General features: G+C 67.3%; 19 protein-coding genes and 1 tRNA gene. 5 read left to right on the top strand and 15 right to left on the bottom strand.

Annotation, left to right across the window (positions count from 1 at the left end):
- Nucleotides 1-33: 33 nt before the first annotated feature.
- From OXF11_11845 to OXF11_11785, 13 genes are all read right to left on the bottom strand, one after another.
- Nucleotides 34-2,082, bottom strand: a complete 2,049-nt coding sequence (locus OXF11_11845; protein MCY4487787.1) for a sodium-translocating pyrophosphatase — start codon at nucleotides 2,080-2,082, stop codon at nucleotides 34-36.
- Between the two features lie 44 nt (nucleotides 2,083-2,126).
- Nucleotides 2,127-2,693, bottom strand: a complete 567-nt coding sequence (gene pth, locus OXF11_11840) for an aminoacyl-tRNA hydrolase (protein MCY4487786.1) — start codon at nucleotides 2,691-2,693, stop codon at nucleotides 2,127-2,129.
- Between the two features lie 67 nt (nucleotides 2,694-2,760).
- A complete protein-coding gene (locus tag OXF11_11835) occupies nucleotides 2,761-3,411 on the bottom strand; it encodes a 50S ribosomal protein L25 (protein ID MCY4487785.1) in 651 nt (216 codons plus the stop codon).
- 36 nt (nucleotides 3,412-3,447) lie between these two features.
- Nucleotides 3,448-4,398: a ribose-phosphate pyrophosphokinase gene (locus tag OXF11_11830; protein ID MCY4487784.1), complete on the bottom strand. Its 951-nt coding sequence runs from the start codon at nucleotides 4,396-4,398 to the stop codon at nucleotides 3,448-3,450.
- A gap of 108 nt (nucleotides 4,399-4,506) precedes the next feature.
- Nucleotides 4,507-4,581: transfer RNA gene (locus OXF11_11825), tRNA-Gln, on the bottom strand.
- 34 nt (nucleotides 4,582-4,615) lie between these two features.
- Nucleotides 4,616-4,900: a septation regulator SpoVG gene (gene spoVG / locus OXF11_11820; GenBank protein MCY4487783.1), complete on the bottom strand. Its 285-nt coding sequence runs from the start codon at nucleotides 4,898-4,900 to the stop codon at nucleotides 4,616-4,618.
- Nucleotides 4,901-4,938: 38 nt separating this feature from the next.
- Complete coding sequence (gene ispE / locus OXF11_11815) at nucleotides 4,939-5,787, bottom strand: 4-(cytidine 5'-diphospho)-2-C-methyl-D-erythritol kinase (GenBank protein ID MCY4487782.1); 849 nt, start codon at nucleotides 5,785-5,787, stop codon at nucleotides 4,939-4,941.
- Between the two features lie 40 nt (nucleotides 5,788-5,827).
- Entirely contained in the window at nucleotides 5,828-6,916 is a 1,089-nt protein-coding gene (locus tag OXF11_11810; GenBank protein MCY4487781.1) for an alcohol dehydrogenase catalytic domain-containing protein, read from the bottom strand.
- A gap of 10 nt (nucleotides 6,917-6,926) precedes the next feature.
- Nucleotides 6,927-8,015: an alcohol dehydrogenase catalytic domain-containing protein gene (locus OXF11_11805; protein MCY4487780.1), complete on the bottom strand. Its 1,089-nt coding sequence runs from the start codon at nucleotides 8,013-8,015 to the stop codon at nucleotides 6,927-6,929.
- A gap of 28 nt (nucleotides 8,016-8,043) precedes the next feature.
- Nucleotides 8,044-9,399: a UbiD family decarboxylase gene (locus OXF11_11800; GenBank protein ID MCY4487779.1), complete on the bottom strand. Its 1,356-nt coding sequence runs from the start codon at nucleotides 9,397-9,399 to the stop codon at nucleotides 8,044-8,046.
- Entirely contained in the window at nucleotides 9,396-10,400 is a 1,005-nt protein-coding gene (locus OXF11_11795) for an amidohydrolase family protein (GenBank protein MCY4487778.1), read from the bottom strand. Before OXF11_11795 ends, OXF11_11800 begins: the two co-directional genes overlap by 4 nt.
- Before the next feature lie 46 nt (nucleotides 10,401-10,446).
- Nucleotides 10,447-11,061: a thiamine pyrophosphate-dependent enzyme gene (locus OXF11_11790; protein MCY4487777.1), complete on the bottom strand. Its 615-nt coding sequence runs from the start codon at nucleotides 11,059-11,061 to the stop codon at nucleotides 10,447-10,449.
- Between the two features lie 3 nt (nucleotides 11,062-11,064).
- Nucleotides 11,065-11,580, bottom strand: a complete 516-nt coding sequence (locus OXF11_11785; GenBank protein MCY4487776.1) for a thiamine pyrophosphate-binding protein — start codon at nucleotides 11,578-11,580, stop codon at nucleotides 11,065-11,067.
- A 178-nt stretch (nucleotides 11,581-11,758) separates the two neighbouring features.
- Between OXF11_11785 and OXF11_11780 the strand changes: the two genes are divergently transcribed.
- From OXF11_11780 to OXF11_11765, 4 genes are all read left to right on the top strand, one after another.
- A complete protein-coding gene (locus OXF11_11780; GenBank protein ID MCY4487775.1) occupies nucleotides 11,759-12,637 on the top strand; it encodes an LLM class flavin-dependent oxidoreductase in 879 nt (292 codons plus the stop codon).
- An 11-nt stretch (nucleotides 12,638-12,648) separates the two neighbouring features.
- Entirely contained in the window at nucleotides 12,649-13,557 is a 909-nt protein-coding gene (locus OXF11_11775) for a VOC family protein (GenBank protein ID MCY4487774.1), read from the top strand.
- Nucleotides 13,557-14,921 carry a glutathione-disulfide reductase gene (gorA, locus tag OXF11_11770; GenBank protein MCY4487773.1) on the top strand — a complete coding sequence of 455 codons (1,365 nt, stop codon included), beginning with the start codon at nucleotides 13,557-13,559 and terminating at the stop codon, nucleotides 14,919-14,921. The genes OXF11_11775 and gorA overlap by 1 nt, the downstream gene beginning before the upstream one ends.
- Nucleotides 14,922-15,111: 190 nt before the next feature.
- Nucleotides 15,112-15,336: a hypothetical protein gene (locus tag OXF11_11765; protein MCY4487772.1), complete on the top strand. Its 225-nt coding sequence runs from the start codon at nucleotides 15,112-15,114 to the stop codon at nucleotides 15,334-15,336.
- A gap of 4 nt (nucleotides 15,337-15,340) precedes the next feature.
- On the opposite strand, the gene OXF11_11760 is transcribed toward OXF11_11765, so the two are convergent.
- Together OXF11_11760 and OXF11_11755 are read right to left on the bottom strand one after the other, a co-directional pair.
- Entirely contained in the window at nucleotides 15,341-16,039 is a 699-nt protein-coding gene (locus tag OXF11_11760) for a urate hydroxylase PuuD (GenBank protein MCY4487771.1), read from the bottom strand.
- A gap of 156 nt (nucleotides 16,040-16,195) precedes the next feature.
- A complete protein-coding gene (locus OXF11_11755) occupies nucleotides 16,196-18,415 on the bottom strand; it encodes a DNA polymerase II (GenBank protein MCY4487770.1) in 2,220 nt (739 codons plus the stop codon).
- A 153-nt stretch (nucleotides 18,416-18,568) separates the two neighbouring features.
- Between OXF11_11755 and OXF11_11750 the strand changes: the two genes are divergently transcribed.
- Complete coding sequence (locus tag OXF11_11750) at nucleotides 18,569-19,354, top strand: PAC2 family protein (protein MCY4487769.1); 786 nt, start codon at nucleotides 18,569-18,571, stop codon at nucleotides 19,352-19,354.
- Nucleotides 19,355-19,360 lie beyond the last annotated feature (6 nt).

Below are 19,360 nucleotides of genomic sequence, written 5' to 3'. Positions count from 1 at the left end.
AGCACAGGGGTAGGCCCATTACAACCATGCGCCTCACACCAGCAGCGGCGCGATGACCAGCGACACCACCGACATGAGCTTGATCAGAATGTTCATGGACGGCCCCGAGGTATCCTTCAACGGATCGCCGACGGTGTCGCCCACCACGGCCGCCTTGTGCGCCTCTCCGCCCTTCGCCTCGCCCGCCAGGTCTCCCCGTTCGATATACTTCTTGGCGTTGTCCCAGGCACCGCCCGCATTGGACATGAGCAGCGCCAGGAGCACACCCGACACCAAGGCCCCGGCCAGGGTTCCGCCCAGCGCCACCGGCCCGAGGCCGAAGCCCACCACCACAGGCACCACCACCGCCACGAGCCCCGGCACCACCATCTCCTTGATGGCCGCCCGGGTGGAGATGTCCACACAGCTCGCCGCGTCGGGCTTGACCCCCTCGCGCCCCTCCAGGAGCCCGGGAATCTCGCGGAACTGCCGGCGGATCTCGTCGATCATCTTGCCGGCCGCCCGCCCCACGGCGGTCATGGTCATGGCGCCGATGAGGTAGGGGATCAGACCGCCGATGAACAGGCCCACCACTACCTCGGGCGAGGTCACCAGGATCTGTATCGGCGGCTGCCCCGCCGCGGCCAGCTCGGCATCCACGGTCCGCGTATAGGCGGAGAAAAGCGCCAAGGCCGTGAGCGCCGCCGAACCGATGGCGAAGCCCTTGCCGATGGCCGCCGTGGTGTTCCCCAGCGAATCGAGCCCGTCGGTGATCTCGCGCACGTCGGGTCCCAGGCCGCACATCTCGGAGATGCCGCCGGCGTTGTCGGCGATGGGGCCGTAGGCGTCCACGCTCATGGTGATGCCCACCGTGGCCAGCATGGCCACCGCGGCCACGCCGATGCCGTAGAGCTCGGCGGTGGCGTAGGACACCCAGATGGCGACGGCGATGACCACCACGGGCAAGGCCACGCTCTCCAGGCCCACGGCCAGGCCGTGGATGATGTTGGTGGCATGGCCCGTGCGGCTGGCTTCGGCGATGCGCTTCACCGGCGCGGCCGAGGTGTAGTACTCGGTGATGAGGCCGATGAGGATGCCGCCCAGCGAACCCGCGAGCACCGCCCAGAAGACGCCGATGGTGACGCCGTGGGCGAGGATGAGCACGAGCGCCCCCGCCAGGAACAGCACCGTGGTCAGGAAGGTGGAGCCGCGCAGCGCGGACTGCGGGTTGATGTTCTTGAAGACGCGCATGGAGTAGATGCCGATGACCGAGGCGATGAGCCCGACCACCGCGAGCACCAGCGGCAACGCCATCAACGTGGCGCGGGCGGCCGGCGCCTGCGCCGAGAACAGCACGGCGAGGGTCTCCGGCGTCACGGTGGCGGCGATGGCGATGGAGGCGATGATCGAGCCGACGTAGGACTCGAACAGGTCGGCGCCCATGCCGGCGACGTCACCCACGTTGTCGCCCACGTTGTCGGCGATGACTCCGGGATTGCGCGGATCGTCTTCCGGGATCCCGGCCTCGACCTTGCCCACGAGATCGGAGCCCACGTCCGCGGCCTTGGTATAGATGCCGCCGCCGACACGGGAGAACAGCGCGATGGAGCTGGCGCCCATGGCGAAGCCGCTGATGTTCTGGGCGTTGTCCGGGTCGCCGTAAGCCAGGAACAGCAGACCGACGCCGAGCAGGCCGAGGCTGGCCACCGACAGACCCATCACCGAACCGCCGTTGAAGGCCATGAGCAGCGCCGCCCCCTGGCCGCTATCGGCGGCCGCCTGGGTGGTGCGTACGTTGGCCCGGGTCGCCGCCTTCATTCCCAGGAACCCGGCGATGACCGAGCACACGGCGCCGGCGAAGAACGCCACCGCGGTGACGACTCCGAGCTGCCACGCGAGGAGCAGCGCCACCACCACCACGAACACCGACAGCACGGTATACTCGCGCCTCAGGAAGGCCATGGCGCCTTCGTAGATGGAGTCGCTGACGGACTGCATGCCCGCGTCCTTGACCGCGACCTTGACGATGGAGCGATAGGCTCCGTACGCGATGATCAGTCCGACCGCGCCCAGTGGCGGAGCCCAGACCGCTAAACCCTCCATAACGCCTCCTCTGATGTGGGGCCCGGCGAATTCGCCACACACCCCTATGCAACTCGGTTGAAATTCTCCATGGCCCTTGCCGGGCCCTCGAACACGATGGCTTCCAATGCCTCCGCGGCCTTGCTCAACAGGCCGTCCAACTCGCCATCTTCCTCGGGCGAGAAGCGGCTCAGCACGTAATCCACCGCGTCCATTCCGGCCGGCGGACGGCCGATGCCCAGGCGCAACCGGACGAAGTCACGGTCGGCCACGTATTGCAGGATCGACGCCAAGCCCCGGTGACCGCCGGCGGAGCCGCCGCAACGGATGCGCAGCCGTCCGAACGGCAGGTCCAGGTCGTCGTAGGCCACGACCAGGTCCGCGCCGCGGATCTGGAAGCGCTTCACCAGCGCCGCGGCCGCCAGGCCGCTGTTGTTCATATAGGTCTGGGGCTTGGCGAGCACCAGGGGTTCCTGATCCCACCGGCCCCTGCCCACCAGGGACTCGCAACGCTCGTCGCCGATGCGGGTGTCCGTGGCGTCGGCGATGCGGTCCAGCAGCAGAAACCCGAGGTTGTGCCGCGTGCGCGCATAACGCCGGCCCGGGTTGCCCAAGCCCACGACGAGCTTCATTACGATGTCCTGGGATGGAAGCGCGCGTCGCCGCGCCCTTCCTCGTTGCCGGCAACGTCCGTCGAAATCACGCTCCGGTCTGGTCCGCCGACTCCTCGGCGCCTTCCGTCGGTTCCTCGGCGGCCTCGCCCTCGCCCCTCTCTTCCTCGTCCAGCGTGGAGACGGTCGGCGCCAGCACGGACACCAGGGTCTGCTCCGGGGTATGGTTGATCACGTTGGGCGGCAGCGTGATGTCGGCCACCTTGAGACTGTGCCCGATCTCCAACGGCGAAACGTCCACCTCGATCTCCGCCGGAATGTCCAGCGGCAGGCACTCGACCTCGAGCTCCCGCATGATGGGCTGCAGGACCCCGCCGTGGACCACGCCCTCGGGTCGCCCGACGAAGTTCAAGCCCACCATCAGGGTGATCTTCCTGGAAACGTCCACCTCGTAGAAATCGATATGGTTGATGGCGTGTGTCACCGGGTTGTACTGGATCTGCTTGATGAGCACGAGCTTGCCGTCGACCGCGCCGGCTTCGGACTTGAGGCGCAGCAGATGGGAGCCTTCCATGTGTCCCACCCGGCGGCGCAACTCCAGGTCATCCACCTGCACCGCGAACCCCCCCGTGCCCCGTCCGTAGACCACGCCCGGGAGCTTGCCGTTGCGACGCAGACGGCCGGCGTCACGCTTGTTGCCGGCCTGCCTTGCCTCTACCGGTACTTCGACTGTTTCCAAACTGAACCTCCTGAATGAGAACCGCGGTTATGTCGATCAGAATAGGGAGCTGATGGAACGCTCCAGGTGCGTGCGGCGGATGGCTTCACCGATGAGGGGCGCCACCGACAAGGGCTTGATCTTCTCGCACCGGGCCGTCTTGTCCGCGGCCGGGATGGTATCGGTCACGACCATTTCTTCCATGGGCGAATCGTTGATCCGGTCCAACGCCTTTCCCGAGAAGATGGCGTGGGTGCAGCACCCGACGACCTTCCTGGCGCCGGCCCGCATGAGCGCCTCGGCGGCCATGGCAATGGTCCCGGCGGTGTCCACCATGTCGTCCACCAGGATAGCGGTCTTGCCCTTCACCTCGCCGATGATGTTCATCTCCTCGACCACGTTGGCGTCGGCCCTGCGCTTGTCGATGACCGCCATGGACACGTTGAGTTGCGTGGCGAAGGCGCGCGCGCGCTGGGCGCCGCCGGCGTCCGGGGACACGACGATCAGTCCCTCCCCTCCGAAGCGGCTCGACAGATACTGGAGCAGCACCGGGGCGGCGTACAGGTTGTCCACGGGGATGTTGAAGAAACCCTGGATCTGACCGGAATGGAGGTCCATGGTCAGCATCCGCGAGGCTCCCGCCGTGGTGATGAGATCGGCCACGAGCTTGGCGCTGATGGGTACCCGGGGCGCGACCTTGCGGTCCTGGCGCGCGTAACCGTAGTAGGGGATGACGGCGGTGATGCGCTTGGCGGACGCGCGCTTGAACGCGTCCAGCATGATCAGCAGCTCCATCAGGTTGTCGTTGCCCGGCGCGCAGGTGGACTGGATCACGAAGACGTCGCAACCGCGCACGTTCTCCTTGATCTCGACCCTGATCTCGCCGTCGCTGAAGGTCTCGACGATGGCCTCCCCCAGCGGAATCTCGATGGCGTGGCAGATGTCGCGCGCCAAGGGGGGGTTGGAATTCCCCGCGAAGATCCTCATTTCATCGTGCAACGATCCCATGGACTACCTGCGTTGGTTTGAAACATGGACTGGAAAAGCGCCGGCGGTTTCGTGCCGTCACCACGGGTTTGAAATCCGCTCCTTGCGCCGGCTCATGGCGAGAGAGCTTGGCTGGGCGGGAAGGATTCGAACCTTCGTATACCGGATCCAAAATCCGGGGCCTTACCACTTGGCGACCGCCCACCCGTCCGGTCGGCGTCCAGAATCCCCGGGAGGTCTAATGTTCGTCCCGATCCTGGCCCGTATCGCTCGATACGACTTCTCTGTACGCGGCAATGATCCTTTCTTCGAGCATCCGGCGGGTCTCGCTGTTGAGCGGATGCGCCACATCCTTGTAGGTCCCGTCCCGGCGCTTCTTGCTGGGCATGGAGACGAAAAGACCCGAGGTCCCGCGAATCACCTTGATATCACGAACCACGAAGCAATCGTCCAGGGTGATGGTCACATAAGCCTTGAGCTTATCCTCCTCGACAGGAAAGACCTTGACTTCCGTGACCTCCACAGGGACCTCCTCTCCGTCATGCGACGGACGGCTTGCCCTTATGTCAGCGAAAAAGCCAGATACGCCCGAACGTCTTTTTCGCCCCTGAAGCCCGTGAATGCCCTTCTCGCCCGCGCCTCGTCCGCGAAAACGCCGAAGACCGCCGAGCCGCTTCCGCTCATGAGACTGCCGATTGCCCCCTTGTCGTCGAGCCGCTGTTTGAGGTGAGCAATGCCCGGATAGCGGCCGATGGTTACCGCTTCAAGGTCGTTTGCCATGACCCGAGCCACTTCCTGGGGAGTGCTCAGATTTCCGATCAAGTTATTATTGTTGGAGGGTTTTGTCAACTTGAACCGGAAGTTGCGGTAGGCCCAGGCGGTGGAGACGGGGAAGCCGGGGAAAAGCACGACCATCCACAGCCGCGGCAACGCACCCGCCGGACTCAGCCGCTCGCCGATGCCGCGGGCGCGCGCGGCCGCGCCGCGAATGAAGAAGGGTACGTCCGCGCCCACCGTGAGCGCCAGCGCCTCGAGTTCCTCGGCGGACAGGCCGGCGTCGAACAACTCGTTCATGCCGCGCAGGACGGCCGCGGCGTCGGTGCTGCCGCCGCCTAGCCCGGCTCCCATGGGGATGCGCTTGCGGATGCTCACGGCGACGGGCTCGCGACAGTCCATCCGGTCCTGGAATGCCCGCGCGGCGCGGTGCACGGTGTTGTCCTCGCCCGGAGGCACGGCCGGGTCGTCCGCGCGCACGGTGATGGAACCCGCCGCACCCTCGGAGCCGGTGACCTCCACCTCGTCCCCCAGGCTGATGGGCGCCATCAGGGTGTCCAGCAGGTGGTAGCCGTCGTCGCGGCGGCCCTCGATGCGGAGGTAGAGGTTGATCTTGGCGGGGGCGAACAGTTTCATGCGGCTGCCCCGCGGGCGGCGGCTGTTGTCCTGCGTGACGCTACGGCTTGATCAGCGCCTTGGTCGGAAACATCTCGGGCACCTCACCCCCCACCGCGCGAATGCACTGCTCGGTCTCGTCCAGCGAGAAGATGTGGCTCACCATCTGCTCCACGGGGAAGCCGGTGTTTTCCATCAGCCTGAGGGTGGCGTCGATGGCGTCGTTGTCCCCGGTGTACGCGCCCTGCACGCAGATCTCGCCCCACACGAGCCTGTCCATCGGCATGGGGGTGACGGTCTTGTCTCCCGTCAGTCCCCCGAGCACCAGCTTGCCCTGCCGCCGGAGACAGTCGACCGACGTGACGATGGCGGCCGGGTTGCCGGAGACGTCGACGGCGACGTCGCACATGGCGCCGCCGGTCTCCTCCCGGATGACCTCCGCGACGTTCTCCTCCTCGACATTGATGGTGCGGTGCGCCCCGAAGCGTTCGGCCACCTCCAGCCGGCTCTTGTCGCGCCCGATGCCGGTGACGAAGATGCGCGCGGCGCCGGCATGGCTCGCCGCGAAGGTGCAGGCGAGCCCCTGCTGGCCGGGTCCCTGAATCAGCACATAGTCGCCCATCTTGACGCCGCCGTGCCGCAGCGCCCACTGGAAGCCGTTGGCCATGACCGCCCCGACCAGGGCGGCGGCCTCCGGCGGGAGGTCATCGCTGATGCGGGTCAACAGCGCCGTGGGCGTGATGTACAGATATTCGGCGAAGCCGCCGAACAGGTGCGGCGGTTCGGCGCAGGACATCCTCGAGCCGTAGGCCGCGCGCTGCTTGCAGAAGCGGTCCCCGCCGCGGCGGCAGTCGGCACAGCGGCCGCAGCCGATGGATCCCTTGATGATCACGCGGTCGCCTTCCCGGACGCCGTGAATCTCGGCCGCCCTGGCACCGAGTTTCTCCACCCGGCCCAGTATCTCGTGGCCGAGGATGATGGGCATCGGCAGGTTCAGCTTGCCCGTGTAGTACTTGTAGTCGGTACCGCACACCCCGCCCATCTCCACCTTCAGAAGGCCTCCGTCGGGCGGGATGTCCGGCACCGGGTATTCGCGGATCTCGATCTTCGCGGCACCCACCAGGGTCGCCGCGCGGCAAGTGTCGCTCATATCTGGCGGCTCAGGGCTGGATCAGCGCCTTGGTCGGGAACAGCTCCGGGATCTCGCCGCCCACCGCCTGGATGCACTTCTCCGTTTCCTCCAGCGAAAACACGTGGCTCACCATCTCTTCCACCGGGAACTTGGTGGCCTCCATGAGGCGCAGGGTGGCGTCCACGGCGTCGTTGTCGCCGGTGAAGCAGCCCTGGAGCTTGATTTCGCCCCACACGAGCTTGTCCATGTGGACCTCGGTGATGGTCTTGTCGCCGGTAAGCCCGGCCAGGACCATGGTCCCCTGGCGCCGCAGACAGTCGATGGAGGCGAGGATCGCCTTGGGGTTGCCCGACACGTCCACCACCACGTCGACCATGGCGCCGTCGGTCTCCTCCCGGATGACGTCCACCACGTTCTCCTCCTCGACGTTGATGATGCGGTCCGCGCCCCACTTCTTCGCCAGCTCCAGCCGCGGCTTGTCCCGGCCGATGCCGGACACGAAGATCTTGGCCGCGCCCGCGTGCTTGGAGGCCCAGGTGCACGCCAGCCCCTGCTGTCCGGGGCCCTGGATCAGCACGTAGTCGCCCATCTTGACCCCACCACGCCGCAGCGCCCACTGGAAGCCGTTGGCCATGACCGAGCCGATGAGGGCCGCGGCCTCCGCCGAAAGGTCCTCGCTGATCTTGGTCATCAGCACGTCGGGGGCCAGGTAGAGGTAGTCCGCGAAGCCGCCGAACAGGTGCGGCGGGTTGGCCGAAGTCGTGCGCCCGCCGTAGTTGGTGCGGTTCCGGCAGAAGCGCTGGGCGTTGCGCCGGCAGTCGGAGCAGCGGCCGCAGCCGATGGCACCCTTCATGATGACGCGATCGCCCTCCTTGACCCCGTGGATCTTCTCGGCCTTGCTGCCGAGCTTGGCCACCCGGCCGAGGATCTCGTGGCCCAGGATGATGGGCAGCGGCAGGTTGATGCGTCCGTGATAGTACTTCACGTCCGAGCCGCACACGCCGCCCATCTCGACTTTCAGCAATCCGCCGTCGTCGGGGATATCGGGTATGGGATATTCCCGGATCTCGAGCTTGTTCGGGGCAAGCAGGGTTGCCGCTCTACTGGTCTCTGCCATCGTGTACCTCCTTGCCGAGCGTCCCCGCTCAGCCGATGTAGTCCTCGAGCCGGACCCGTTCGCGCACCTCGCCGGGCACGGCCAGCCGCTTGGGAAAGTCCTTGCGCTTCTTGGTGGCGTCGATGACCATCTTGGCGGTCATTCCCCCTTCCCCGCTCGACGGGTCGGTCTCGGACCCCTGGCAACGGGGGATGATGAAGGTGTCGGCGTCGGCCTGGACCCGATTGGCCACCGCCCACATGACGTCGCGGTCGTTGTACACGTCCACGTCGCCGTCCACGACGATGACGAGCTTGAGGTAGAGGTCCGTGGCCATGGCCGCCATGACCGCGTTGCGCACCTCGCCGTCGCTGCGCTTGTCCAGCGCGATGTAGCAGTGGAAGCGGCAACAGCCCGACGGCGGCATGTGCACGGCGCGGGTGCCCGCGGCCACCGCCTTCACCGCCCGGAAGATCGCGGCCTCCCGCGGGATGGAACCCATCAGGCGCTGCTCCGAGTGCCCCGTGAAGATGTCCTGGTAGAGCGGCTTTTCGCGCAGGGTGATGCCGGTGATCTCGGCCACGTGATTGTCGCGTACGCCGACGGCATGGCCGGTGAATTCGCCGAACGGCCCCTCCGCCTCGCGCACGTCGGGCAGGATGCGCCCTTCCAGCACCATCTCCGCGTGGGCGGGGACCTCCAGGGACACGGTCTCGCACGAGACCAGCGACAGCGGCCGCTGCATCATGCCGCCGATGACGTCGTACTCGTCCACGTCGAAGGCCGCCAGCGACAGCGCGCCGATGGCGAAGGCGGGATGTACGCCGATGATGAAGGCGATGTCCAGAGGCTCGCCCCGTTCCTCGGCGTTGCGCTGGCAACGGCGCAGGTGCATGCCCGGGGCGAGGTGCATGCGCAGCCGGTTCCGCTCCACCATCATCGCGCGGTTGAAGCTCAGGTTGCGCACGCCGCTCACGGGGTCGCGCGCCACGACGATGCCCGCGGTCACGTACGGCGCCGTGCTGATGTCGAAATGGGTCAGGAGCGGAATCTCGCCCAGGTCCACGTCCGTGCCCGTGCGCACCACTTCCTTGACCGGACCGTCCCGCACCACCTCCGGCGGGATCGGGGCGGCTTCGCGCCGGCGGTACTCCTCCACCAGGTCGGCGCCGTCCACGTCCAGGGCCATGGCCAGTCGCCGGCGCGTGGCGTGCAGGTTCGTGATCACGGGCATGGAGTAGCCCGCGACCTCGTGCACGTACAGCGCCGGGAACCGGCCCGACGACTCCAGGTCCATGAGCAGGCTGGTGACGTCGTGCTCGGGCCGCACCGGCTTGCGGATGTGCAGCAGTTCCTCGGGGCCCTCGCCCTCCAGCCGGTCCATGAACGACCGCAGGTCCTTCATACGTTGTCTCCGAACAGGCGCTCGGCGTTGCCGCCCAGGATCTTGGCCTTGTCCGCCGGGTCGATGCGAATCTTGTCGATGATGTCCAGCGGCCGCGGGTCGCCGATGCCGAAGGGGCAGTCGCTTCCCATCAGCACATGGTCGGCACCCGCCTCGGCGATCAGGAACTCCAGCACGTCGGGCTCGAACACGATGGTGTCGTAGTAGAACCAGCGCAGCACGTCCCGGCCCATGAGCGCGGTGGCCTTCTGGATGTCCGGCTGTATCTCGCGGCCGCGGGTCATGCGCCCGAACTGGTACGGCAGGAAGCCGCCGCCGTGGCACAGGATGATCTTGAGGTCCGGGAAGCGGTCGAGCACGCCGCTGAAGTAGAGGGACGCCACCCCCACCGTGGTGTCGGCCAGGAGGCCCACCACGTGGGTGAGGAAGTACTTGCCCAGGCGCTCGATGCCCAGCGGGTTCAGCGGATGGATGATGAGCGGCACCCGCAGGCGCTCGGCGGTCTTCCAGAAAGGGTCCAGCCCCGGATCGTCCAGGTTGGCGCCGTCGATGTTGGAGCCGATCATGGCGCCCATGAGACCGCACTCCTTGACCGCGAACTCCAGTTCGTCGGCGGCGCGGGCGCCGTCCTGCAGCGGCACGGTGGCGGTGCCGCGGAACAGGCCGTCCTTGTCGCCGTCGGCCAGGGCCTCGCGCATGGACTCGTTGAGCATGCGGCTCCAGCTCACCGCCTTGTCCACCGGCAGCATGTAGCCGACGATGTCCATCCACGCCGACAGGATCTGCCGGTCCAGGCGCGTCTCGCGCACGGTGTCCACGCGCTTGGGCAGGTCCGTGGCCGGCGCCAGGATCGGCCGGGACAGCGGCCTCCCCTCCCCCAGCCGCAGGCGCGGCCCTTGTGGGGTCTCCTCCCCCACCTCCACGCCGAAGGAGGCGCCGTCCTTGCGCAGCCGCTCCAGCGCGGCCGGCGGGACATAGTGAGCGTGACAGTCGATGTTCATGGTGCAGCCTCGATGACGATGTCGCCGGTGCCGGGCGAGACCCGGCCTAGGTTTCCTTCAGGAAGCTGGCGGGCATGTGCGCGCTCAGGATGCTCAGCCCCTCGGTCTGTTCCACGTGGCGGATGAAGCGGTACTTGTTCTCCACCTCGTCCATGGGGTACGGCGGCACCTCGCTGCGCGCCCGTTCCACCTTGAGTCCGATGAAGGTGGCGTCGCGCGCGTCCAGGGCCTCGGAAAAGACCGTGCGCATCTCGTCCGGACTATTCACCCAGGAGGCCCGGCGGATGCCCGCGCCGCGCGCCACGGCCACCAGGTCGGTGCCGGCGCCGGTGGCGGTATCGATCTCGCCGGAGGCCTCGTACACCTCGTTGTCCACCAGCACGTGGACCAGGTTGGGCGGGTTCTTGCGCGCGATGGTGGGCAGGCTGCACAGGTTCATGAGCAGCGAGCCGTCGCCGTCGATGGCGATGACCTGACGGTGCGGCAGCCCCAGCGCCATGCCCAGGGCGATGGAGGACACCAGCCCCATGGTGCGCACGCGGAAGTTGCCGTCGCCCGGCCGGCACGCGTACCACTCGACGGTGTTGGCGCCCGCGCCGGTGACCACCAGGGCGTCTCCCGCCAGCTCGGCCATGACCTTGAAACAGTCGATGCGCTTCATGGCCTATTCTCCCGGACGCCGCCGCCCGAGCACGTCCTTGGTCAGCAGCACGGCCACCGGCCGCTTGTAGTCCTGCGTCAGCACCAGCGTGCGCTTGATCAGCGCCTTGGCCTCGTTGGGGTCCCGCAGGATGAAGTGCTGGACGCCGAGGGCGCTCAACACCGGCTGGGTCATGGCGCCGTTGGTGGCGAAGGAGCGGTCGCCCACGTCGCCCGCGTAGTACACCAGCAGCAGCAACGGCAGGTTGTACTGCAGCAGGGTGGAGACGATGCCGTTCACGCTGTTGAACAGGCCGCCGTTCTGCATGATCATGGCGCACTTCCTGCCCACGAGGTAGCCGCCGGTGCAGATGCCGATGCCCTCCTCCTCCCGGCACAGGGGCACGTGAACGAAGTCCGGGTCCGCGGCGACGCGCTCCAGCACCGCGTGCAGGTTGATGTCCGGAAGGGACGCCACCAAGTCGACGCCTGCCTCCTTGAGTCCTTCCACGATCAGTGCGGGTCCGGGATTCTCGGCCACGAAATGCTCCTCCGTCAACGCGAAAACTGAATATCCCCATTTGCACCCGTCGCGTCAACCGCGCGCATGACGACCCGGAACACCCGGATGCGAGTTGCGGCAGCCAGGGCTATTGGCTACGTTCAATAATAGGGGGTGGAAACGCCTTCCCACGCCATTCAGGAGGAGCCGCGAGCACGTGAAGATCGGTATCGGGTTGCCATTCAAGACATCCAGGGACAGTTGGCCGGCCATCGAGGCGCTGGCGCGCAAAGCGGACGAAGGACCCTATTCGAGCTTCGCCGTCATCGACCGGCTGGCCTACGACAACTACGAGCCGCTGATCATGCTGGCGGCGCTGGCCTCCGTGACCCGGCGCGTGCGCCTCATGACCGCGGTGCTGGTGGGGCCGCTGCGCCGGGCCGGGGTGCTGGCGAAGCAGGCGGCCACCATCGACGCCATCTCCGGCGGACGGTTGAGCCTGGGCATGGGCGTCGGCAGCCGGGAGGACGACTCGCTGGTGGCGCCCTCGGGGTTCCACGACCGCGGGCGCCGCTTCAACACGCAGCTCGAGTTGATGCGCCGCATCTGGCGCGGGGAGATCGTCAACGGCGCCCAGCGTCCGGTGGGACCGGAGGCGGTGCGGTCGGGCGGTCCCGAGCTGCTCATCGGCGGCAGCGCGCCGCGGGCGCTGGACCGGGTCGGCAAGTACGCCGACGGCTACGTCATGGGCGGCGGCGGGCTCGACCGGGAGGGGGCCGCGGGGTTGCTGCAACAAGTGAACGAATCCTGGCAACGGCACGGCCGGAGCGGCCGCCCGCGCGTCGTGGCATCGGTGCTGGCGGCGCTGGAGCCGGGCGCGGAAGACGCCATCCGCGACGCCTTCGCGGGCTACTACGGCGCCGACCCCGCTCGTCTCGAGGCGCGGCTGGCGCGCGCCAACCTGTCCACGCCCGCGTCCATTCGTGACGCCATCGCGCTGCATCGGGATCTCGGCACCGACGAGTTGATCCTCAAGCCGGCCACCCTGGAGCCGGACCAGTACGAGCGCCTGACCGACGTCGTCGCCGACGCGTGACGGGGGAAAGCATGGCAGCAAGCGGACTCGTCCCCGAGGGACATGAGGTTTACCTGGACCACGTGGGGCTCTTCGTCCCCGACTTCGACGCTTCCCCGCGCCGGCTCGAGGAACTGGGTTTTTCGCTGACGCCCTTCGTGGCGCACATGGCCAGCACCGAGCCGGGTGTGGCGGCCACCCCGAGCGGCACCGGCAACCAGTGCGCCATCTTCCGCCAGGGATACCTGGAGATGCTCGGCCCCACCGTGGACACGCCGCTGTCGCGCCAGCTCCGGGCGCAACTCGACCGCTATCCCGGCTGGCATCTGATCGCGTTCGCCGCCAACCATCCCGAGGAGAACCACGAGCGCATCGGCCGGGACGGCTTCCGCCCGCTGCCGCTGGTGCGCCTGGCGCGCCCGGTGCCCACGGACGGCGGCGAGGAGACCTGCCGCTTCTCGGTGATCCGGGTGCCGCCGGAGGTGATGCCCGAGGGGCGCATCCAGATCGTCACGCACCACACGCCGGAGCTGGTGTGGCAGCCGCGCTACCAGCACCAGCCCAACGGCGTCGTGGCGCTCACGGGCGTGCTGGTGTGCGTGGACGACCCGCGGGAGGCGGCCGAACGCTTCTGCCGCTTCGTCGGGGTCGAGGCGCTGGAGAAGAGCGGGACCTGGGAGATGGGGCTCCACGAGGGGCGCGTGGTGTTCATCGAGGGCGGCCGCTTTCGCGCGCGCTACCCCGGCCGCGAGCTTCCGTGCACGCCGTACATCGCGGAGGTGTCCATGCGCACGGGCGACCTGGCGGCGGCGCGACGCTGCCTCGACCAGGCCGGCATCCGTTACGAGGCCGCGGGCGACGACGCCGTCCGGGTGCCGGGAGCCGAGGCCCTGGGCGCGTCCTTTCTGTTCCATGAATCGCCGGAGGGAGGAATCCTTTGATGGCGGACACACGCTACGACTTCGATCTCTTCACCATCGGCGCGGGCTCGGGAGGCGTGCGCGCCAGCCGCATGGCGGCCACTTACGGCGCGCGCGTGGCGGTGGCGGAAGAGCGCTACCTGGGTGGCACCTGCGTCAACGTAGGCTGCATCCCGAAGAAGCTCCTGGTCTACGGCTCCCACTTCGCCGACGACTTCGAGGACGCCGCGGGCTTCGGCTGGAGCGTGGGCGAGCGCAGCTTCGACTGGCCGTCGCTGATCCGCAACAAGGACCAGGAGATCGCGCGCCTCAACTCGATCTACCGCAACCTGCTCCAGAGCCACGGCGTCGAATTGTTCGAGTCGCGCGCGCGGGTGCTGGACGCGCACACCGTGGAGGTGGCCGGACGCAAGGTCACCGCCGCCCACATCCTGGTGGCCACCGGCGGTTGGCCCACGGTGCCCAACGTGCCCGGCAAGGAGCACGCCATCACCTCCAACGAAGCCTTCTACCTGCCGGAGATGCCCAAGCGCATCGTCATCGTCGGCGGCGGCTACATCGCGGTGGAATTCGCCGGCATCTTCCACGGCCTGGGCGTGGAGGTGATCCAGCTCTATCGCGGCGCGCTGTTCATGCGCGGCTTCGACCTCGACGTGCGCAACACCCTGGCGGACGAGATGCGCAAGAAGGGCATCGACCTGCGCTTCGAGGCCGACATCGCCGCCATCGAGCGGAACGGAGCCAGCCTGACGGCGACCCTGAAGGACGGAGAGACGCTGAAGACCGACGCGGTGATGTTCGCCACCGGCCGGCTGCCCAACACCCGCGGCCTGGGCATGGAGGAGGCCGGCGTGGAGCTGGCCCGCAACGGCGCGGTGGTGGTCGACGACCGCTACCAGACCAGCGTGCCCTCCATCTACGCCTTGGGCGACGTCACCGATCGGGTCAAGCTCACCCCGGTGGCCATCGCCGAGGCCATGATCCTCTCCCGGATGCTGTTCAAGGGCGACGTCGGACCCATGGACTACCGCAACATTCCCTCCGCGGTGTTCAGCCAGCCGCCGGTGGGCTCGGTAGGCTACACCGAGGAGGCCGCGCGGGAGCACTACGGCGAAGTGGACGTCTACCGCTCCGCCTTCCGGCCGCTCAAGCACACCCTGTCCGGCCGCGACGAGAAGACCATGATGAAGCTCATCGTGGAGCGGGCGAGCGACCGGGTGGTGGGCTGCCACATGGTGGGCGCCGACGCCGGCGAAATCGTTCAGGGACTGGCCGTGGCCCTCACGTGCAACGCCACCAAGGCCGACTTCGACCGCACCATCGGCATTCACCCCACCGCCGCGGAAGAGTTCGTCACCATGCGCGAACCGGTGGCGGGCGGGTAGTCTCCCCCACGGGCGGCGCCAACACCCCGAAACGTCTATCCCCCGGGTTTCAAGAAAACCGTGCGGAACGAAGATGCAGAAACTTGTCTTGACTCTAACGGTGTGTTTGGCGCTGGCGTTGACCAGCGCGTGTGGCAAGGACGAAGGAGCTCAGGAAGTGACCGGGCCGGACCCGGCCCGTGGGAGACGGATGTACATCGCGACCTGCATCTTGTGCCACAATATCGATCCGAGCAAACCCGGCTCCCAGGGTCCGGCCGTCAAGGGGGCTTCAGTGGAACTGCTGGAGGCCAAGGTCCTGCGCAAGACCTACCCGCCGGACTACAAGCCCCAACGGACCTCCAGCGCCATGCCCACCTACCCTCAGGTGAGGAAAAGAATTCCGGATATCGCCGCCTTTCTGGCGCAGCCGTAGGCGCCTACGCAATCTCCAGAAGAATCCAGAAGATCGCGGTCAGGATCAGACCGCTCCAGATCACGCCCGGAATCGACGTCAGCAGCTTCTTGGTGCCTCCCCCGGCATCGCCCACCAGGGCATTCAGCTCGACGATGGCGATGATCACGAGGCTCACGATCCAGAAGACCGCGGCGTTACCGCCGGACGCGCCGTGCGGATAGTGGCTCGCCGCCCCCATCAAGAACAGCATGGGGATGGAGAAGAGAGTGTTGGTGCGCGACGCAAACCCGGCCCATTGGCCCTTGCTCGCCGCGTCCGGAAGCGCCTCTCCCCCTCCGGCCACCTGGTCGGCGGAAGCGATGACCACCTGCTGGTTGGGCCAGATCACCAGCCACACGTTCAGGAACATGAGCGTGCCCATGGTGCCGCCGATGGTGATGGCCATGCCGTAACCCGACGGGAAGAAATCGCTGCCGAGCTGCGACCACTTGATGATGTAGATGAGGATACCGGCCAGGAAGGTGAACATGGCGCCCCAGCGGAACCACCAGAGGGCGCGCGGCACGAGTTTTTGGATGGCGCCGGTACGGGTCGAGGCCTCGGTTTCGGCGAAGAACGGCGTCTGCACGAAGTTGAAATAGTAGAGCAGGCCGATCCAGGTGACGCCCGCCAGTAAATGCACCCAGCGCAGTAGAAATTGAACGAGCTCCATCGTATCCATCAAGCACCTCCTGTTTGTTGGTTCTCGTTATCGCTTCGTGGAAGAATGAACCGTTGCCTATTATAGGCCCTACCGGGCCGAATCGTCAACGAAAATAGCCCGAGGCGCCGCGTCGATCCCGGCCGTCCGGATTGGTGCGGTACCGCCCGGTTCGACTCATTCCTCCGTGAAGAAGGGACGCAACTGCTCGTAGAGGTCCCGCAGCCTTGCCTTGTAGTATTCCACGTTCTCGTCGGGGCGTGCGGGGTCCCATTCCGACACATAGCGGCAGTTCTCGTTCACCATGACGTTGGCGCCTTCGCCCACGACGTAATAGGAGATCTGGTCCCCCGCCAGGTAACGGCGTTCCGACCGTAGCGCCACCTCGTAGGCGCCGCGGGGATGCTGCTTCCCGCCCTTGACCTTCATCTGGTACTCGTCCAGGGATTCCCGCAGCGTTTCGGTGCGCTTCAGCAGCCCCAGGTCGAGCCGGTGGTGCGTGAGCGCCTCGCGGTACTGCTCGTACAGCGCCGGAATCTCGTCCTTCCGCTCTTGCAGGAGCAACCCGAGCATCTCTTCCAGCCATTGGCGCCGGTACCGCTCGAGGCCGCGCGAGTTGAGCCGCGGCCCGTTCAAGGACAGGCCGCCCTCGTGGTCGAGCAGCGCGTGGTCCTCCGCGCCGCAGCAGAACATCGCCCGATAACGCCCGAGCGGCAGGTCCACCTTCCACGGCAGCGCCGCCGCCAGCACCGCTCCCACCAGTGCGTCTTCGGCGGGACCGTCCACGACGTCCGCCGGAGGCACGAGATAGAGGCCGTCGGAGTCCATCGTGACCAACCGTGCGCCGCGCGACTCGAAGCCTTCCGCCAGGCTCCGCACGTGATCTCCCCCCACGCGCGTCACACGGTCCGCCGCTTCATGGTCGTTGAAGTGGACGGCGGGCGCGGCCAGATAACCGTGCAGCGACTCCACCAGCACCGAGAATTCGGCGCGCGCCGTGGCCATGAAGCGGGAGGGGTCCTGGTCCGGTGCGGCGTCCGCCACCGGCGCCGCGCCTCCTTGCAGGTCGCGGAACCCGCGCAGCAGCGCCGGAAAGACCTCCAGGTCGTCCGATCGAGGCCGGCAACCGCCGTGCAGCATGACCGCGGCATAAATCGGGCCGAGTTCACAGCGCAGCACGCGTCGAGACACGCCCAAGGTCCTTGATTCCGCCATCCTTCCGGTGACCGGCACCGGGGTCATCGGAACCGGCACGGAATGCCGCCGGGCATGGTATTCCCGGAGCATGAGCCAGTCGATGGCGGTACTCTGGTCCACCAGCGCGGTATCCTGGTAGCGGCACGGCAGGATCCGCGCCTGGAGGTAGCAGCCGGGCGAAAGCGCCGCCGAGATGGCGCGGGTCTCGCGCACGTCGTCGAGCGCGTAGCGGAAGAGCGTGTCCGGATCGTGATCGAAATACCAACTCGCCTCGGCGCCGTGAATGTACGTCCGGTCGGGCGCGGCCACGCCGAAGTGACGCGCCACGTCCTTCAGGCCGTTGCGCTTGAGCGCGCGGTCGGCGCGGCTGTAGCGTTGCGCCAGGAACCAGGTGTCGATGACGTGGCGTCCGTGGATTTCGTAGTGCCGGTACGGAATCACGCGGTCACCCACCTGGAAACGCGCGGAACGCCGGCGCGGCGTGCCGCCGTCCCGGCCCAGCGTGAGGCTCACGCCGTGCCGCCGGGCGCGCTCCTCGACGTAAGGGAGATCGAAGCGGAAGAAATTGTGCCCTTCGATGACGTCCGGATCGCGCCGGCGCACTTCCCGGACCATCTCCGCCAGCATCGTCCCCTCGTCATGTTCCCGGCCGGAAATCAGCCGCTCCCAGCCGCTGCTGTCGGACATGGCGATGGCCGTGATGCGGTCGCCGTCCCGCAACGGATTGGGGAACTCGAAGCCGGGGGTGCGGTACACCTCGAGGTCCACCTGCATGCGCAAGAGGCGGTCGAAGCGCATCCCGTTGAAGTGGGTCGTGCCGGACCCCAGAAGGTATTGCCGGACCGGGTCGCGCACATACAGGAACGGCAGCCCGGGGGTGTTCTGGCTCTTCCCGCTCTTGCGCAGGAGCCATGCCCGGGCGGATTCCAGGCTGTCCATGTCCGGGAAGAACGCCAGCCGGCGGAACCTGTGGGTGCCCGCGAGCGGCTCGATGCGGCTTTCGCCCCTCCACCCGGCGAGCCTGTCCTCGGAGGTCAGCCACAGGAACGGCTCGAACGGCACCACGGTGGAGGAAACTACCGAAGGCTCCCTGACGTAGATTCGGACGTGACCGTTTCCCTCCGGTTCCACCGCCGTTACGGAAGGAGTCGCATCCCGGCCGAACAGGACCGGGTCGTATGCGGTGGTTGAAGGACACATGATGGGGGAGCCGGTGGAGAATCATGGCACGGACCCCACCCAGTTTCCAGCAGATCCGGGCGGTGGCGCGAACGCGACCGGAGAGCGGCCCCGTTTCGCCGGAACCACGGGCACGGCTGGTACTGCGTCGGGCAGATGTGGTAGACAGGACGCATGGAGTCCGACGCCATTTCACACATCCGCCGGCCCAATCTGCGCCACCCGTTCCTGATCCTGTCGTTCTCGGGCTGGAGCGACGCCGGGTCGTCGGCCACGTCGGCGGTTCGCTACCTTGTCGAGCAACTGCTGGCGGCGGAGTTGGCCAAGATCGATCCCGAGGACTACTACGACTTCTCCGTTCACCGTCCCCAGGTACGACTGGTGGAGGGCCAGCGCGAGATCGAGTGGCCCTCGTACGACTTCCACTATTACAGAACCGGCAACGAGATGGAGCGGGACTTCATCTTCGCCACCGGCGCCGAGCCGCACCTCCACTGGAAAGCGTTCACCCGGACCATCATGGAGCTTGCGCACGGCTGGGGAGTGGCCAGGGTCATCACCATCGGGGCGCTTCTCGACGAGGTGCTGTACACCAAGCCGGTGCCCCTGAACGGGTTTTCGTCGGACCCGGCGCTGGTGAAGGAGCTGGACTTCACTCCCTCGCGCTACCAGGGCCCCACCGGCATCGTGGGTATCCTGGGCGACACGTTCCGCCGGGAAGGCATGCCGCACGTGAGCCTGTGGGCCGCGTTGCCCCACTACCTGGCGCCGTCGCCGAACCCGCGCGGGACCCTGGCGCTGGTGCTGCGCCTGACCCAGTGGCTCGGCATCCGCATCGACACCGGTCCGTTGGAACGCGCCGCCGGCGAATTCCAGAACAAGGTGAACGACGCGATCAACAGCGACCCCAACCTGTCGGCTCTCATCAAGGAGCTTCAGAAACACGAGTTCGAGCAGTAACGGAGG

The sequence above is a fragment of the Deltaproteobacteria bacterium genome (genome assembly GCA_026712905.1).
GTDB lineage: Bacteria > Desulfobacterota > Binatia > UBA9968 > JAJDTQ01 > JAJDTQ01.
This window is presented reverse-complemented; position numbering and strand designations above follow the sequence as displayed.

Excerpts from the sequence above, each read along its gene's own strand:
- OXF11_11845 (MCY4487787.1), bottom strand. The coding sequence starts at position 2,082 with ATGGAGGGTTTAGCGGTCTGGGCTCCGCCACTGGGCGCGGTCGGACTG.
- pth (MCY4487786.1), bottom strand. The coding sequence starts at position 2,693 with ATGAAGCTCGTCGTGGGCTTGGGCAACCCGGGCCGGCGTTATGCGCGC.
- OXF11_11830 (MCY4487784.1), bottom strand. The coding sequence starts at position 4,398 with ATGGGATCGTTGCACGATGAAATGAGGATCTTCGCGGGGAATTCCAAC.
- ispE (MCY4487782.1), bottom strand. The coding sequence starts at position 5,787 with ATGAAACTGTTCGCCCCCGCCAAGATCAACCTCTACCTCCGCATCGAG.
- OXF11_11810 (MCY4487781.1), bottom strand. The coding sequence starts at position 6,916 with ATGAGCGACACTTGCCGCGCGGCGACCCTGGTGGGTGCCGCGAAGATC.
- OXF11_11805 (MCY4487780.1), bottom strand. The coding sequence starts at position 8,015 with ATGGCAGAGACCAGTAGAGCGGCAACCCTGCTTGCCCCGAACAAGCTC.
- OXF11_11800 (MCY4487779.1), bottom strand. The coding sequence starts at position 9,399 with ATGAAGGACCTGCGGTCGTTCATGGACCGGCTGGAGGGCGAGGGCCCC.
- OXF11_11795 (MCY4487778.1), bottom strand. The coding sequence starts at position 10,400 with ATGAACATCGACTGTCACGCTCACTATGTCCCGCCGGCCGCGCTGGAG.
- OXF11_11790 (MCY4487777.1), bottom strand. The coding sequence starts at position 11,061 with ATGAAGCGCATCGACTGTTTCAAGGTCATGGCCGAGCTGGCGGGAGAC.
- OXF11_11775 (MCY4487774.1), top strand. The coding sequence starts at position 12,649 with ATGGCAGCAAGCGGACTCGTCCCCGAGGGACATGAGGTTTACCTGGAC.
- gorA (MCY4487773.1), top strand. The coding sequence starts at position 13,557 with ATGGCGGACACACGCTACGACTTCGATCTCTTCACCATCGGCGCGGGC.
- OXF11_11765 (MCY4487772.1), top strand. The coding sequence starts at position 15,112 with ATGTACATCGCGACCTGCATCTTGTGCCACAATATCGATCCGAGCAAA.
- OXF11_11760 (MCY4487771.1), bottom strand. The coding sequence starts at position 16,039 with ATGGATACGATGGAGCTCGTTCAATTTCTACTGCGCTGGGTGCATTTA.
- OXF11_11755 (MCY4487770.1), bottom strand. The coding sequence starts at position 18,415 with ATGTGTCCTTCAACCACCGCATACGACCCGGTCCTGTTCGGCCGGGAT.
- OXF11_11750 (MCY4487769.1), top strand. The coding sequence starts at position 18,569 with ATGGAGTCCGACGCCATTTCACACATCCGCCGGCCCAATCTGCGCCAC.